This is a genomic window from Micromonospora haikouensis (assembly GCF_900091595.1).
Classification (GTDB): Bacteria; Actinomycetota; Actinomycetes; order Mycobacteriales; family Micromonosporaceae; genus Micromonospora; species Micromonospora haikouensis.
The window spans coordinates 110581-123180 of record NZ_FMCW01000005.1 but is presented as its reverse complement, the minus strand read 5'-3'; the positions used below and the strand labels follow the sequence as shown (position 1 = coordinate 123180).

16 protein-coding genes are annotated in these 12600 nt (G+C 74.1%); 9 read left to right on the top strand and 7 right to left on the bottom strand.

What is annotated here, in order from left to right; translation table 11 throughout:
- Positions 1-323: 323 nt before the first annotated feature.
- The 4 genes from GA0070558_RS06860 to GA0070558_RS06850 are packed head-to-tail and all read left to right on the top strand — an operon-like array spanning position 324 to position 3716.
- On the top strand, positions 324-2036 hold the full coding sequence (locus tag GA0070558_RS06860; RefSeq protein ID WP_077938465.1) for a nitrite/sulfite reductase: 1713 nt from the start codon (positions 324-326) through the stop codon (positions 2034-2036).
- Positions 2033-2191 carry a hypothetical protein gene (locus GA0070558_RS33285; RefSeq protein ID WP_176734126.1) on the top strand — a complete coding sequence of 53 codons (159 nt, stop codon included), beginning with the start codon at positions 2033-2035 and terminating at the stop codon, positions 2189-2191. The genes GA0070558_RS06860 and GA0070558_RS33285 overlap by 4 nt, the downstream gene beginning before the upstream one ends.
- Complete coding sequence (locus tag GA0070558_RS06855) at positions 2188-2952, top strand: phosphoadenylyl-sulfate reductase (RefSeq protein WP_043965904.1); 765 nt, start codon at positions 2188-2190, stop codon at positions 2950-2952. Before GA0070558_RS33285 ends, GA0070558_RS06855 begins: the two co-directional genes overlap by 4 nt.
- A 2-nt stretch (positions 2953-2954) precedes the next feature.
- Positions 2955-3716 carry a sirohydrochlorin chelatase gene (locus GA0070558_RS06850; protein WP_077938466.1) on the top strand — a complete coding sequence of 254 codons (762 nt, stop codon included), beginning with the start codon at positions 2955-2957 and terminating at the stop codon, positions 3714-3716.
- 135 nt (positions 3717-3851) lie between these two features.
- On the opposite strand, the gene GA0070558_RS06845 is transcribed toward GA0070558_RS06850, so the two are convergent.
- Both GA0070558_RS06845 and GA0070558_RS06840 read right to left on the bottom strand, forming a co-directional pair.
- On the bottom strand, positions 3852-4109 hold the full coding sequence (locus tag GA0070558_RS06845) for a WhiB family transcriptional regulator (protein WP_007072794.1): 258 nt from the start codon (positions 4107-4109) through the stop codon (positions 3852-3854).
- A gap of 450 nt (positions 4110-4559) precedes the next feature.
- Entirely contained in the window at positions 4560-5510 is a 951-nt protein-coding gene (locus tag GA0070558_RS06840) for a diacylglycerol/lipid kinase family protein (RefSeq protein WP_091277190.1), read from the bottom strand.
- Between GA0070558_RS06840 and GA0070558_RS06835 the strand changes: the two genes are divergently transcribed.
- Positions 5509-5943 carry a hypothetical protein gene (locus GA0070558_RS06835; RefSeq protein WP_439709570.1) on the top strand — a complete coding sequence of 145 codons (435 nt, stop codon included), beginning with the start codon at positions 5509-5511 and terminating at the stop codon, positions 5941-5943. The genes GA0070558_RS06840 and GA0070558_RS06835 overlap by 2 nt on opposite strands.
- A gap of 62 nt (positions 5944-6005) precedes the next feature.
- Here GA0070558_RS06835 and GA0070558_RS06830 read toward each other — a convergent pair whose 3' ends face one another.
- The 3 genes from GA0070558_RS06830 to sodN are packed head-to-tail and all read right to left on the bottom strand — an operon-like array spanning position 6006 to position 7377.
- A complete protein-coding gene (locus GA0070558_RS06830; RefSeq protein WP_043965908.1) occupies positions 6006-6410 on the bottom strand; it encodes an ATP-binding protein in 405 nt (134 codons plus the stop codon).
- Between the two features lie 32 nt (positions 6411-6442).
- A complete protein-coding gene (locus tag GA0070558_RS06825) occupies positions 6443-6976 on the bottom strand; it encodes a GNAT family N-acetyltransferase (RefSeq protein ID WP_077938468.1) in 534 nt (177 codons plus the stop codon).
- On the bottom strand, positions 6973-7377 hold the full coding sequence (sodN, locus tag GA0070558_RS06820) for a superoxide dismutase, Ni (RefSeq protein ID WP_091276928.1): 405 nt from the start codon (positions 7375-7377) through the stop codon (positions 6973-6975). The genes GA0070558_RS06825 and sodN overlap by 4 nt, the downstream gene beginning before the upstream one ends.
- Before the next feature lie 53 nt (positions 7378-7430).
- Between sodN and GA0070558_RS06815 the strand changes: the two genes are divergently transcribed.
- From GA0070558_RS06815 to GA0070558_RS06805, 3 genes are all read left to right on the top strand, one after another.
- Entirely contained in the window at positions 7431-7820 is a 390-nt protein-coding gene (locus tag GA0070558_RS06815; RefSeq protein WP_091276925.1) for a S24/S26 family peptidase, read from the top strand.
- 142 nt (positions 7821-7962) lie between these two features.
- Complete coding sequence (locus GA0070558_RS06810; RefSeq protein ID WP_077938469.1) at positions 7963-9141, top strand: NAD(P)-dependent malic enzyme; 1179 nt, start codon at positions 7963-7965, stop codon at positions 9139-9141.
- Between the two features lie 76 nt (positions 9142-9217).
- The gene (locus tag GA0070558_RS06805) at positions 9218-10180 is read left to right on the top strand and encodes a zinc-binding dehydrogenase (RefSeq protein ID WP_176734125.1); all 963 of its coding nucleotides are present in this window, start codon (positions 9218-9220) and stop codon (positions 10178-10180) included.
- A gap of 73 nt (positions 10181-10253) precedes the next feature.
- Here GA0070558_RS06805 and GA0070558_RS06800 read toward each other — a convergent pair whose 3' ends face one another.
- Positions 10254-11225 (bottom strand): alpha/beta hydrolase family protein, encoded by a 972-nt coding sequence (locus tag GA0070558_RS06800; protein ID WP_091276922.1) that lies wholly within the window; start codon positions 11223-11225, stop codon positions 10254-10256.
- A gap of 102 nt (positions 11226-11327) precedes the next feature.
- Positions 11328-12221, bottom strand: a complete 894-nt coding sequence (locus GA0070558_RS06795; protein ID WP_439709572.1) for an alpha/beta hydrolase family protein — start codon at positions 12219-12221, stop codon at positions 11328-11330.
- A gap of 187 nt (positions 12222-12408) precedes the next feature.
- On the opposite strand from GA0070558_RS06795, the gene GA0070558_RS33280 reads away from it, so the two are divergent.
- On the top strand, positions 12409-12582 hold the full coding sequence (locus tag GA0070558_RS33280) for a hypothetical protein (protein ID WP_176734124.1): 174 nt from the start codon (positions 12409-12411) through the stop codon (positions 12580-12582).
- Positions 12583-12600 lie beyond the last annotated feature (18 nt).

The window sequence follows — 12600 nt, the reverse complement described above, 5'->3', positions numbered from 1 at the left end:
GGCCTGTTCGGGGGCGGTGTCGGCGCGGTGGCGCATCGGTGGCCCGTGATGTGGGATCACACTCACGGTCGGTGGTAGGTCCACCGCCGGTGTGCGAGCATGGTCGCATGCTTGCCGCTGTCGTCCGTCGCTTCGTGGCCCGTCGCCACGTCGACTACGGCCGCGTGCGCAGCGCCATCTGTCCGGCCCACTGACGACGCCCGACCCATCCGTCTCGGGCGCGTAGTCGCGCCGGCCGTCCGACACCGCTGTCCACGGCCCCGTCCCACGGGCCGGCCGCGCGCCCGCGTCCAGAGGCACAGCAGACAACGGAGGACGCCGCGATGGCGGTCAGCAGCACCCCCGCCCGACCCGAGGCACCCACGGCACCCGTCGCGCGGGCGCCCCGCCGCCCCCGTGGGGAGGGCCAGTGGGCGCTCGGCCACCGCGAGCCGCTCAACGCCAACGAGCGGATCAAGAAGGACGACGATCCGCTGAACGTCCGGGCCCGGATCGAGAACATCTACGCCCACGGGGGCTTCGCCTCGATCGACCCGCAGGACCTGCGCGGCCGGTTCCGCTGGTGGGGCCTCTACACCCAGCGCAAGGCCGGCATCGACGGCGGGCGCACCGCCGTGCTGGAGCCGCACGAGCTGGAAGACGAGTTCTTCATGCTCCGCGTCCGGGTCGACGGCGGCCAGCTCACCCTGGACCAGCTCCGGGTGGTCGCGGACATCTCCCGGGAGTTCGCCCGGGACACCGCCGACATCACCGACCGGCAGAACATCCAGTACCACTGGATCCGGGTCGAGGACATGCCGGAGATCTGGCGTCGGCTGGAGTCGGTGGGCCTGCAGACCACCGAGGCGTGCGGCGACTGCCCGCGCATCGTGCTCGGCAGCCCGGTCGCCGGGGTGGCCGAGGCCGAGCTGCTCGACCCCACCCCGGCGCTGGAGGAGATCGTCCGGCGGTACGTCGGCGACAAGCGCTTCTCCAACCTGCCCCGCAAGTTCAAGACGTCGATCTCCTGGCTGGTGGACACCCCGTACGAGGCGAACGACATCGCCTTCCTGGGCGTCGACCACCCGGAGCACGGCCCCGGCTTCGACGTCTGGGTCGGCGGCGGCCTGTCCACCAACCCGATGCTGGCCAAGCGGCTCGGCGTCTGGGTGCCGCTGACCGAGGTGCCGGACGTCTGGGCCGGCGTGGTCGGCATCTTCCGCGACTACGGCTACCGCCGGCTGCGCAACCGGGCCCGGCTGAAGTTCCTCGTCGCCGACTGGGGCGTGGAGAAGTTCCGCGAGGTGCTGGAGAAGGAATACCTGGGCCGCACGCTGCTCGACGGGCCCGCCCCGGAGCTGCCCGCCAAGCCGGTCGACCACATCGGGGTGCACCGCCAGCGCGACGGGCGCGCCTACGTCGGGGCCGCCCCGGTGGTGGGCCGGGTCTCCGGCACGCAGCTCGCCCGGCTCGCCGACGTGGTCGAGGCGCACGGCAGCGGCCGGGTGCGGCTCACCCCGTACCAGAAGCTCCTGGTCCTGGACGTGCCCCCGGAGCAGACCAACTCGCTGGTGGCCGAGCTGAGCACGATCGGCCTTGAGGCCCGGCCGTCGGCCTGGCGGCGCGGCACGATGGCCTGCACCGGCATCGAGTTCTGCAAGCTGGCCATCGTCGAGACGAAGGCGCGCGGGGAGGAGCTGGTGGCCCGGCTGGAGGAGCGCCTGCGCGACTTCGACGCGGACATCTCCATCCACCTCAACGGCTGCCCGAACGCCTGCGCCCGCACCCAGGTCGCCGACATCGGCCTCAAGGGGCAGCTCGTGGTCGGCCCGGACGGCCGCCAGGTCGAGGGCTTTCAGGTGCACCTGGGCGGCGGCCTGGGCATGGCACAGGGCCAGACCGCCGGTTTCGGCCGCAAGCTGCGCGGCCTGAAGACCACCGCCGACGAGCTTCCGGAGTACGTGGAACGGCTCGCCCGCCGCTACCTGGCGAGCCGGACCGAGGGCGAGTCCTTCGCCAACTGGGTGATCAGGGTAGACGAGGAGGAACTCCGATGAGTGAGACTCGTTCCGCGCCGCTGTACTGCCCCTACTGCGGCGAGGAGGACCTGCGGCCGAGCGAGGCCGGGCACGGCGCGTGGGAGTGCCACGCCTGCGCCCGGGTGTTCACGGTGAAGTTCACCGGCCTGCTGACCGAGGCGGTGACCCGGTGACCGCCCTGGTGTCGGCCGCGACCCTGGGGCTGGTCGGCCCCGGCGGCCCGACTCCCGCCGATCCCGCCCGGCGCAGCCCGCAGGAGCTGCGGGAGCTGGCCGAGCGGGCCGGCCGGGAGCTGGAGGGCGCTCCGGCGCTGGAGATCGCCCGCTGGGCGGCCGAGACGTTCGGCGACCGGTTCTGCGTGACCAGCTCGATGGCGGACGCCGTGCTGGCCCACCTGGTCTCCCGGGTCGCGCCCGGGGTCGACGTGGTCTTCCTCGACACCGGCCTGCACTTCCCGGAGACGCTGCGGGTGCGCGACGAGGTGGCCCGCCGGCTGCCCGTCAACGTCCGGTCGATCCGGCCCCGGCTCACCGTCGGCCAGCAGGACGGCGAGTACGGTCCCCGGCTGTTCAACCGTTCGCCGGACGACTGCTGCCAGCTGCGCAAGGTCGAGCCGCTGGAGCGGGCGCTGGCCGGGTACGACGCCTGGGCCGCCGGGCTGCGCCGCGACGAGTCGCCGACCCGGGCCAACACGCCGGTGGTGACGTTCGACGCCCGCCGGGGCAGGGTGAAGGTGAACCCGATCGCCGCCTGGAAGCAGGCCGACGTGGACGCCTACATCGCCCGGCACGACATCCCGGTGAACGAGCTGTTCAAGCGCGGCTACGGCTCGATCGGCTGCTGGCCCTGCACCCGCCGCACGAAGGCGGGGGAGGACCCCCGGGCCGGTCGTTGGGCGATGTTCGAGAAGACCGAGTGCGGGCTGCACCTCTGACCGTGTCCGGCCCCCGGGTGCGGTCGGTCGCGGCCGGCGACCCGGTGGTCCTGGTGGCGCACGGCAGCCGGGACCCTCGGGCGGCCGAGGCGACCCGGGCGCTGGCCCGGGCGGTCGCGGCCGTCCGCCCCGGCGTGGCCGTGTCGGCGAGTTGGCTGGACCACACGGACCCGGGGCCGACGGAGGTGCTGCGGTCGCTGGCGGCGGCCGGGCATCCCCGGGCGGTGCTGGTGCCGCTGCTGCTCACCGCCGCGTACCACCGGCGGGTGGACGTCCCGGCGGCGGTCGCGGCGGCCCGGGAGTCGGGCCCGCCGATCGACGTGCGCGTCTCCGACGTGCTCGGCCCGGCCGACGGCGTGGTCGACGGGGCGCTGCTGGCCGGGCTGCGGCGGCGGCTGGCGGAGGCGGAACCCGGCCGGTTCGACGCGCTGGTACTCGCCGCCGCGGGCACCCGGGATCCCCGGGCGCGGGGCTCGGTGGGCCGGGTCGCGGCGGCGCTCGGCGCGGAACTCGGGGTGCCCTGCCGCGTGTCGTACGCCTCGGCGGCCCCGCCGGACGCGGGCGCGGCGGTGTCCCGGCTGCGCGCGGCGGGCGCGCGGCGGGTGGCCGTGTCGGCGTACTTCCTGGCCCCGGGGCTCTTCCACGACGCGGTGCTGGCGGGGGCGCGGGCGGCCGGCGCGGTGACCGTCTCCGGGCCGCTCACCGACGCCCCGGAGCTGGCCGATCTGGTGCTGCGTCGGGCGGACGCCGCGCCCGTCGAGTGATCCGGGCGGCCCGACGCGCGGGCCGGGCGGCTGCGGCCCCGGCGAGGGCGCAGCGGGGCGCGAGGGCTCCGCACAGCAGAACGCCCCGACAGGGGTTGCCCTGTCGGGGCGTGGAGCTGTGGTGCGTGCAGTAGGTCAGGCGGAGTGAGCGCGCAGCACCCGGAGGCCACCGCGGCGCTTGACGGCGCGCCGCTCCTCCTCGCTCATCCCGCCCCAGACGCCGGCGTCCTGACCGGACTCAAGTGCCCACTGGAGGCACTGGTCGGTCACGGAGCAGCGCCGGCAGACGGCCTTGGCCTGCTCGACCTGCAGGAGAGCCGGACCGGACGTCCCGATCGGGAAGAACAGCTCCGGGTCCTCGTCGCGGCAGACAGCATGGTGACGCCAGTCCATGGCGGCAACACTCCTCATTCTGGATGGGTGGCAGATATTGCGTTGGTGCGTTTTCCTTTATGCATCCGCACGCCGATGGTCACGGTTCGCATCCATCAATTCGGCGCTGCGTGAGCAGGCTCTGGTAGCCACTGGGACCTGCTCGAACACCTCAACACAATGAGCATGTCCAAGCAATGTCCCGGTAACTCAAGTTCGCTTGTGAATACTTTCACGAACTCACGCGATGTCAAGGGTGACGCTCGGAAAAACTCCGAGCGGTGAGCAAGCTCACGACCCCTTTGTCCGGTTTGCAGGGAGTCCTGGTTACCCGGCGTACCACAGTCGAGGATCAATATAGTACAGTCTGCGTGACATTGCTGACATTTCCGGCACCTCACCCTCGGTGTGGCGGCCACCGCATCGACAGCGGTGGGGGGACCGCGCTCGACCAAGGGCTGTACCCGAGACCTAGCAGATTACTCTCAGTGCGGCCGGAACGGATGCGAATCTGACTTTTTTCCGCTCGCCGAGATAGTCCCCGTCGAGCTGGAAAGCCTGAGGACGGCTCGCGACCAGGGTGAACTCGGCCAGGTCGTGCAGCTGCAGCACCTGACGCCCTCGCGGATTGGGCGTGTGGGAGAAGAACTGGGTCACTGTGCGTGCCGTGCTCGCCACGCGGAGCTGCCGCATGGCCAGCACGTCGAGCCCGAGGTCGAAGGACGCCGCCGGATTCGGGTTGATCTCCCGCTCGCCCAGGTACGTCCAGGGCGCGGTGTTCTGGATGATGACCGTGGCCAGATCACCCTCGGTAACCTCGCCGGGTCGCTCCAGTGAGATCGTCGGATGGCGGCGGTCCGAGCCGAGGAAGTACTGGTTGACCGTCGAGCGCAGATAGAGCGCCGGCGTGGAGACCCGGCCGCGCCGGCGGGCCTGCTCCACCCGGTGGATCACCGCCGCGTCGAGGCCGAAGCCCGCGCAGAAGGTGAAGTAGCGGTCGTCGGCCCGGCCCAGCCCGATCGTGCGGGACCGCCCGAGCCGCAGCCCCTCCAGGATCATGCTGGTGCCCTCCGGCCACTCCCGGGGCAGGCCGAGCGCGCGGGCGAACACGTTCGTGGAGCCCCCGGGGACGGTGGCCAGCGCCGGCAGCCGCTCGGCGGGGCTGCCCCCGGTGCGGATCGTCGGCGGCTCGGCCGCCATCAGGCCGTTGACCACCTCGTTGACCGTGCCGTCGCCCCCGAGCGTCACCACCAGGTCGACGCCCTCCTCGGCCGCCTCCCGGGCGAGGTCCATGGCGTGACCCCGCCGGCGGGTGTACCGCACCGACAGGTCGACTTCGCTGCGCAGCGCCCGGACCAGGACGTCCCGGCTGCGTTCGCTGGTGGTGGTGGCCTTCGGATTGACCACCAGGACGGCCCGCATGGGCGGCACTGTACCGCGCCCCACCACCGGTATCGTGGCGCGCGTGACCATCGACTCGGACCAGGACCCGACCACGCTGCGCTGGGCGGTCCGGCTGCTTCGGGCGGAGGCGGCCGCCCTCGGCCTGGTCGCCGCCTGGCTCGTCTGGGCCGACCTCACCGCCACCACCACCGACCTGCCGTCGGCGCTGCTGGTGACCGCGTTCGCCCTCGGCGGCGCGGCCGCCCTCTGGGCGCTCGGCGGGGCGCTCGGCCGCCGCCGCGCCGGGGCCCGCGCCCCGGCGATCGTCCTGCAACTGATGCTGCTGCCGATCGGCTGGTACATGATCCAGGGCGGGCTCGGCTGGCTCGGCGTGCCGCTGATGGCGCTCGGCCTCGGCGTCAGCGCGCTGCTCGTCAGCCCGCCGACCACCCGGGCCCTCGGCCTCGCCTGAGCCGGCGGGCGCGGGCCCGCCGGGCGGCCCGTGGCGGGCGAGAAGAGCCGGCGCGGCGGGGGTCAGTAGCCGGCGCGGCGGGTCAGCAGGGAGATGGTGGCCCGGCCGTTGGCCGCGCTCGCCGAGGCGGCCGTGGTGAGGGCCGTCAGCACCTTCCAGGCGAACGACGACTCGGAGGGCAGCGTCGCCCCGCGCACGGTCGGCACGGTCACCTCGACGGTCAGGGCGTCCTCGGTCACCTGGAACCGGCACTCCAGCTCGGCGTCGCGGGTGGCGATCGCGAGGAGCATGGCGCACGCCTCGTCCACGGCGATCCGCAGGTCCTCGATCTCGTCGAGGGCGAACTGGAGACGGGCGGCGAGGCCGGCCGTGGCGGTGCGGAGCACGCCGAGGTAACCGCCGTCGGCGGGCACCGTGAGGTGCACGATGTCGTCGTCGGTGGCTGGCTGGCCGGTCAGTTGAGTCACGCCTCATCCCCCCGGTGGGGGACTCTACCCCGTCAGGCGGACGGACGCGTGGGCGCGGCGCTCGCCGGTGGCGTCGCGCCGGCCGCGAGCGCGGTCAGGGCCGCCCCCGTCAGCCGGTACGGCACCCACTCCGCCATGGGGGACGCGCCGATCGAGGCGTAGAACCGGGCCGCCGGGTTCCAGTCGATCATCGACCAGTCGAGCCGTCGGTAGCCCCGCTCGACGCAGATCGCGGCCAGGGTGGCCAGCAGCCGCCGGCCCGCACCGGTGCCCCGCGCCTCGGGGCGGACGTAGAGGTCCTCCAGGTAGATGCCGTGCACGCCGGCCCAGGTGGAGAAGTTGAGGAACCACAACGCGAAGCCGAGCGGCCGGTCGGCCCCGTCGACGGCCACGTGCCCGAAGAGCGCGGGCGCCGGGCCGAACAGGGCCTCGGTGAGCTGCCCGGCGGTCAGGTGGCACTCGTCGGCGGCCCGCTCGTACGCGGCCAGCTCGTGCACCATGGCGACGACGGCCGGCACGTCCTCGGGACGCGCCGGCCGTACCGTCGGTGTGGACCCGGGGGTCACGCCTGCTTGGTCTCCCAGAAGATCTTCGAGATCTCCTCGATCTTCGCCAGCAGCTCCTCGGCCTTGGCCGGGTCGGCGCTGCCCTTGGCGCCGGTGGCGCCCGCGAGCTTGGTGGCCTCGTTGAACAGGGTGTGCAGGTTGGGGTACTTCTCGAAGTGCGCCGGCTTGAAGTAGTCCGTCCACAGCACCCACAGGTGGTGCTTGACCAGCTCGGCGCGCTGCTCCTTGATGATCAGCGCCCGGGTGCGGAACTCGGGGTCGGTGTTCGCCTGGTACTTCTCGGCGATCGCCTTGATCGACTCGGCCTCGATCCGGGCCTGGGCCGGGTCGTAGACGCCGCACGGCAGGTCGCAGTGGGCGCTGACGGTGACGCTCGGCATGAGGATGCGCGGAAGTCGCATCGGGATCCTCCATGGGAAGTTTGCGATGATCCAGGACGACATTACTCCTGGAGATGCTGCCCAGCGGTGCGGAGGTGAAACAGGTGCCCGCCGACACTCCCGCCGCCGACCGGCTGCGGGGGCCGCTCACGGCCGTACTGGTGACCGGCCCGTCGATGGCACCCACCCTGCGCCACGGCGACGCCGTGCTGGTGCGGCGCGGGGGCCGCCCGATCCGCCCGGGCGACGTCGTGGTCGCGGTCTTCCGCAGCCGCCCGGAGCTGCTCGTGGTCAAGCGCGCGGTCCGTCCCGCCGACGGCGGCTGGTGGGTACGCGGCGACAACGACCTCGTCACCGACGACTCCCGGGCGTACGGCGTGGCCGACGTGCACGGCCGCGTCGTGGCCCGCTACTGGCCCCGGCCGGGCCGGCTGCCCCGCCCCGCCGGCTACCGGCGAGTATGACCCTACTCACATCCGACTTGTGCTCCCGACACTATGCTCGGCAGGTATCCGGGTGACCCCCGCACCGTGCCACCGCCGCTGGCCGCCTCACCTCGCGCTGGCGCCGGTCGCCTCGTCTACCCGACAGATTCCTGGAGTCACCATGTCTTCGTCCACCGTGGACCCCGCTGATCCCGTCTTCCAACTGCACGTCGGCGGCAAGCTGGCCGTCGCCTCCACCGTCCCGCTGAGCAGCCGCGAGGACCTCTCCCTCGCGTACACACCAGGGGTGGCCCGGGTGTGCGAGGCGATCGCCGCCGACCCGGCGCTGGCCGACGACTACACCTGGGCGGGGCACACCGTCGCCGTCGTCACGGACGGCTCGGCCGTGCTCGGGCTGGGCAACATCGGCCCGCGCGCGGCGCTGCCGGTGATGGAGGGCAAGGCGGTGCTGTTCAAGCAGTTCGCCGACGTCGACGCGGTGCCGGTCTGCCTCGACACCCAGGACGTGGACGAGATCGTCGCCGTGGTGAAGGCCCTCGCCCCCTCGTTCGGCGGGATCAACCTGGAGGACATCAGCGCCCCGCGCTGCTTCGAGGTGGAGCGCCGGCTCGACGAGGCGCTGGACATCCCCGTCTTCCACGACGACCAGCACGGCACCGCCATTGTCGTGCTCGCCGCGCTGCGCAACGCGGCCACGCTGCTCAACCGCAAGCTCGGCGACCTGCGGGTGGCGGTCAGCGGCGCGGGCGCGGCCGGGGTGGCGGTCACCCGGATGCTCATCGCCGGCGGCGTCGACCCGGCCCGGGTCGTCGTCTGCGACTCGAAGGGCATCATCGGCCGGCACCGCACCGACCTCACCGGCACCAAGGCGGACCTCGCGGCCGACACCAACGCCGAGGGGCGGTCGGGCGACATCGCGGAGGCGCTGCGCGGCGCCGACGTGCTGGTCGGCGTCTCCGGCGGCGAGATCTGCGAGGCGGCGGTGGCCGGGATGGCCCCCGGCGGGATCGTCTTCGCCCTGGCCAACCCGACGCCCGAGGTGCACCCCGAGGTGGCCGCCCGGCACGTCGCCGTCGTGGCCACCGGCCGCAGCGACTACCCCAACCAGATCAACAACGTGCTGGCCTTCCCCGGGGTGTTCCGGGGCGCGCTGGACGCCCGGGCGACCCGGATCACCGACGGGATGAAGGTGGCCGCCGCCGACGCGATCGCCGGGGTGGTGGCCGACACGCTCACCGCCGACGCGATCGTGCCGTCCCCGCTGGACCCGCGCGTCGCCCCCGCGGTGGCTGAGGCCGTCGCCGAGGCCGCCCGCCGCGACGGCGTCGCCCGCGCCTGACGTGCAAGGAGGGGCACCCTGTTAACGCTTTCGGTATAGCGGGGGCCCCTTCTTAACACCCCCACTCCTTGTTACGGTGCGGATCATGCGTGCCGCCTTCGCCTCGAGCTTCGACGCCGACAACCCGCTCGCCGCGCTGACCGTCGGCGAGCAGCCCGAGCCGACCCACCCCGAGGACGACTGGGTGACCGTGCAGGTGCGGGCCAGCTCGATCAACCACCACGACCTGTGGTCGCTGCGCGGCGTCGGGCTCGGTGCCGACCGGCTGCCGATGATCCTCGGCTGCGACGCCGTCGGCACGGCCCCGGACGGCACCGAGGTGGTGGTCTTCCCGCTGGTCGTCGACCCGGGTGACCCGCGCGGCATGTCCATCCTCTCCGAGCACTTCCCCGGCACCTTCGCCGAGCGGGTGGCCGTACCCCGGATGAACCTGCTGCCCCTGCCGGCGGGCCTGTCGGCGACGGACGCCGCCTGCCTGCCGACGGCCTGGCTCACCGCGTGGCGGATGCTGACCACCAAGGGCCGGGTCGACGAGGCCGACGCCGTGCTGGTCCAGGGCGCGGGCGGCGGCGTCGCGACGGCCGCCGTCGCGCTCGCCGTCGCGCTCGGCAAGCGGGTGTACGCGACCAGCCGCGACGCCGGCAAGCGGGAACGGATCGCGCAGCTGGGGGCGACCGCGCTGGAGCCCGGCGCCCGGCTCCCCGAGCGGGTCGACGTGGTGATCGAGACGGTCGGCGAGGCGACGTTCGACCACTCCCTGAAGTCGGCCGCGCCGATGGCCCGGATCGTGGTCTCCGGTGCGACGGCCGGGCACGAGCCGAAGGTCAACCTGCGGCGGGTCTTCGCCATGCAGCTGGAGATCCTCGGCACCTCGATGGGCACGCCGGGGGAGCTGACCGAGCTGCTGACGTTCTGCGCCGAGCACGAGGTGCGCCCAGTGGTGGACAGCGTGGTGCCGTTCAGCCGGATCGAGGAGGCGTTCGCCCGGCTGCACTCGGGCGCGGCGTTCGGCAAGATCGTCATCGACCACACGGCGTGAGGCCGGCCGCCTGCCGGGAGCTTGTTAGGAGGGGGCCCTTCCTATACCGAATGCGTTAACAGGGGGCCCTTCCTTACAGGCGGTCGTCGAGGGTGGCCACGCCGCCGCGGGTGGCCTCGTCCGGCAGCCGGCGCTTGGCCGCCGCGTCCCCGTACAGGGTCCAGCGCAGGAACTCGACGCAGGTGTCCGAGACCACCCGCAGGGCCGCGCCGTCGGTGAGCAGGGCTCGCCCGTGGTCGCCCTTCGGCAGGCTGAGCATCGCCTTCGGCCAGGGCACCCTGTCGTACGCGGCCCTGCCCGAGGCGTAGTCGACCACCTCGTCGGCCTCGCCGTGCACGAACAACTGCGGGGCGGCGGCCCCCGCGAACGCGGTGCCCACGCCGAGGCCGGTGCCGGCGAAGACCACCCCGGCGTCCAGTCGGTCGTCCCGGCCGGCGGTGAACAGGCCGATCGTGGTCACCCCACCGGCCGAGTGCCCCGCCGCCGCCACCCGGTCGGTGGCGAGCCGGCCGCGCAGCGGGTCGCCCGCCTTCGCGTCCAGGGCGAGCACCCGGGTCAGCGCGTACGACACGTCGGCCGGCTGGTTCAGCACGTCCAGCACGTTGGTGTCGGTGCCCCGGGCGGTGTGCGGGAAGGCCGGCGCGGCCACCACGAACCCGGCCGCCGCCCAGCGGGTGAGCAGCAGCTCGTAGTCCTCGGGCCGCCCGTTGAGGCCGTGGCTGAACATCACCACCGGGAAGCGCCCCGTCGCGGCCGTCGCGGACTGCTGCGGCGTCCCGCCCGCCGCGCCCCGGGCCGGATACCAGATCGTCACCGGCAGCGGGCGGTCGCCGTCGCGGTTGAGCTTGAGCTGACGTACGCCGACGGCGAAGCTCTCGCTCGGCGCGCTGCCGGCGGGCACGCGCGGGGCCGGGGTGGTCGCCTTCGGCGCCTGCGTCGGGGCGGCCTCGCGCCAGGCGGGCTCCGCGTCACCCGAGCAGCCCGCCAGGCCGGCGGCGAGCAGGGCGGTGGCCAGCAAGGCGGCGGTACGACGGCGGCGGCACATGAAACCGATTGTGCCTCGCCGGACGGGGGCACCGGCCCGCATCGCACCGCAGGTCAAGGAGCGCTCACCCCGGGCGACAGGGTGCCGCCCGGCGGGGCGCTGTTAGGAAGGGGCCCTTCCTATACAGAAAGCGTTAACAGGGGGCCCTTCCTTGCAACTCCAGTGGGTGGGGAGGGTGGCGTCCGTGGGGAGGCGGCGCAGGGCGGCGCGGTCGCCGTACAACGCCCAGCGCAGGAAGTCCGTGGTGGTGGCGAGGACCTGGGCGAAGCCGGGGCGGCCCGGGGTCAGGTAGCTGCCGTGATCGCCCCCGGTGACGGTGAGGAACCCGGCCGGGCCGGGCGTGCGGGCGTACGCGGCCCGGCCGACCGCCACCCCGACGACCGGGTCGGCGTCGCCGTGCACGAACAGCACCGGCGCGGTCGGCCCGGCGAACGCCCCGGCCAGGCCGCCCCCGGCGAGCACGATGCCCGCCCGCAGCCGGGGCGGGTGCCCGGAGGTGAGCATCCCGGCGGTGGTGAAGCCGCCCGCCGAGTGGCCGGCGGCGGCGAACCGCGCGACGTCCAGGTGGCCGGCGAGCGGGTCGCCCCGGCGGGTGTCGAGGCGCACCAGGTGCCGGATCAGCCGCCACCCGTCGGCCGGCTGGTGGCGTACGTCGGCGCGGGTGAACCGGGCCGCCCCGCGCCGGGTGTGCGGATACGCGGGCGCGGCGACCACGAAGCCGGCGGCGGCCCACCGGCTGGTCAGCGGGGCGTGCAGGGCGGGCAGGCTGTCCAGTCCGTGGCTGAACACGACGACGGGGAACCGGCCGGGGGCCACCCCGCCCCGGGCGGCCGGATACCAGACGGTCACCGGCAGCGGGCGCGCGCCGCCCGGGTCGAGGGTGAAGGTGTGCACCCCGACCGGGTACGCCGTCGCCGGGGCGGGGCCGGCCGACGGGGCGCCGCGGGACCCCGGGGCGGCGGTTGCCGTGCCGCAGCCGGCCAGCAGCGCCATCATCGTCGCGGCGACCAGCCGGCGTACCCACACGCCCTCACGGTAGGCGGCCGGCCGCGCCCGGCGGCCCCGCCGTCCGGACCGGTGGGCGACGCCACCCGGTCGGGGTGGCTCCGCCGATCCGGCGGTCCTGCGGCGTGCCGCCCGGTCGGGCGGGCGCGGGGTGGACCGTCTTGGCTAGGGTCTGGCCATGTCTGACAAGCACATGGACCCGAGCGGCAACACAGAGCAGTTCCGGGCGTTCGCCCACGCCCCGGAGGGCGCCGCCCCGGCCACCCCGGCGTCCCGGGTTCCGCTGGTCGCCGGCATCGCGGTGGCCGTGGTGCTGCTGGTGGCCGTCGTCGCCTGGCTCGCCCTGAACTGAGGGCGCGCCACCGGCTCA

Coding starts and splice junctions, on each gene's coding strand:
- GA0070558_RS06860 (WP_077938465.1), top strand. CDS start 324: ATGGCGGTCAGCAGCACCCCCGCCCGACCCGAGGCACCCACGGCACCC.
- GA0070558_RS33285 (WP_176734126.1), top strand. CDS start 2,033: ATGAGTGAGACTCGTTCCGCGCCGCTGTACTGCCCCTACTGCGGCGAG.
- GA0070558_RS06845 (WP_007072794.1), bottom strand. CDS start 4,109: ATGGACTGGCGTCACCATGCTGTCTGCCGCGACGAGGACCCGGAGCTG.
- GA0070558_RS06835 (WP_439709570.1), top strand. CDS start 5,509: ATGGGCGGCACTGTACCGCGCCCCACCACCGGTATCGTGGCGCGCGTG.
- GA0070558_RS06840 (WP_091277190.1), bottom strand. CDS start 5,510: ATGCGGGCCGTCCTGGTGGTCAATCCGAAGGCCACCACCACCAGCGAA.
- sodN (WP_091276928.1), bottom strand. CDS start 7,377: ATGCGACTTCCGCGCATCCTCATGCCGAGCGTCACCGTCAGCGCCCAC.
- GA0070558_RS06815 (WP_091276925.1), top strand. CDS start 7,431: ATGCTGCCCAGCGGTGCGGAGGTGAAACAGGTGCCCGCCGACACTCCC.
- GA0070558_RS06810 (WP_077938469.1), top strand. CDS start 7,963: ATGTCTTCGTCCACCGTGGACCCCGCTGATCCCGTCTTCCAACTGCAC.
- GA0070558_RS06800 (WP_091276922.1), bottom strand. CDS start 11,225: ATGTGCCGCCGCCGTCGTACCGCCGCCTTGCTGGCCACCGCCCTGCTC.
- GA0070558_RS06795 (WP_439709572.1), bottom strand. CDS start 12,221: ATGATGGCGCTGCTGGCCGGCTGCGGCACGGCAACCGCCGCCCCGGGG.
- GA0070558_RS33280 (WP_176734124.1), top strand. CDS start 12,409: ATGTCTGACAAGCACATGGACCCGAGCGGCAACACAGAGCAGTTCCGG.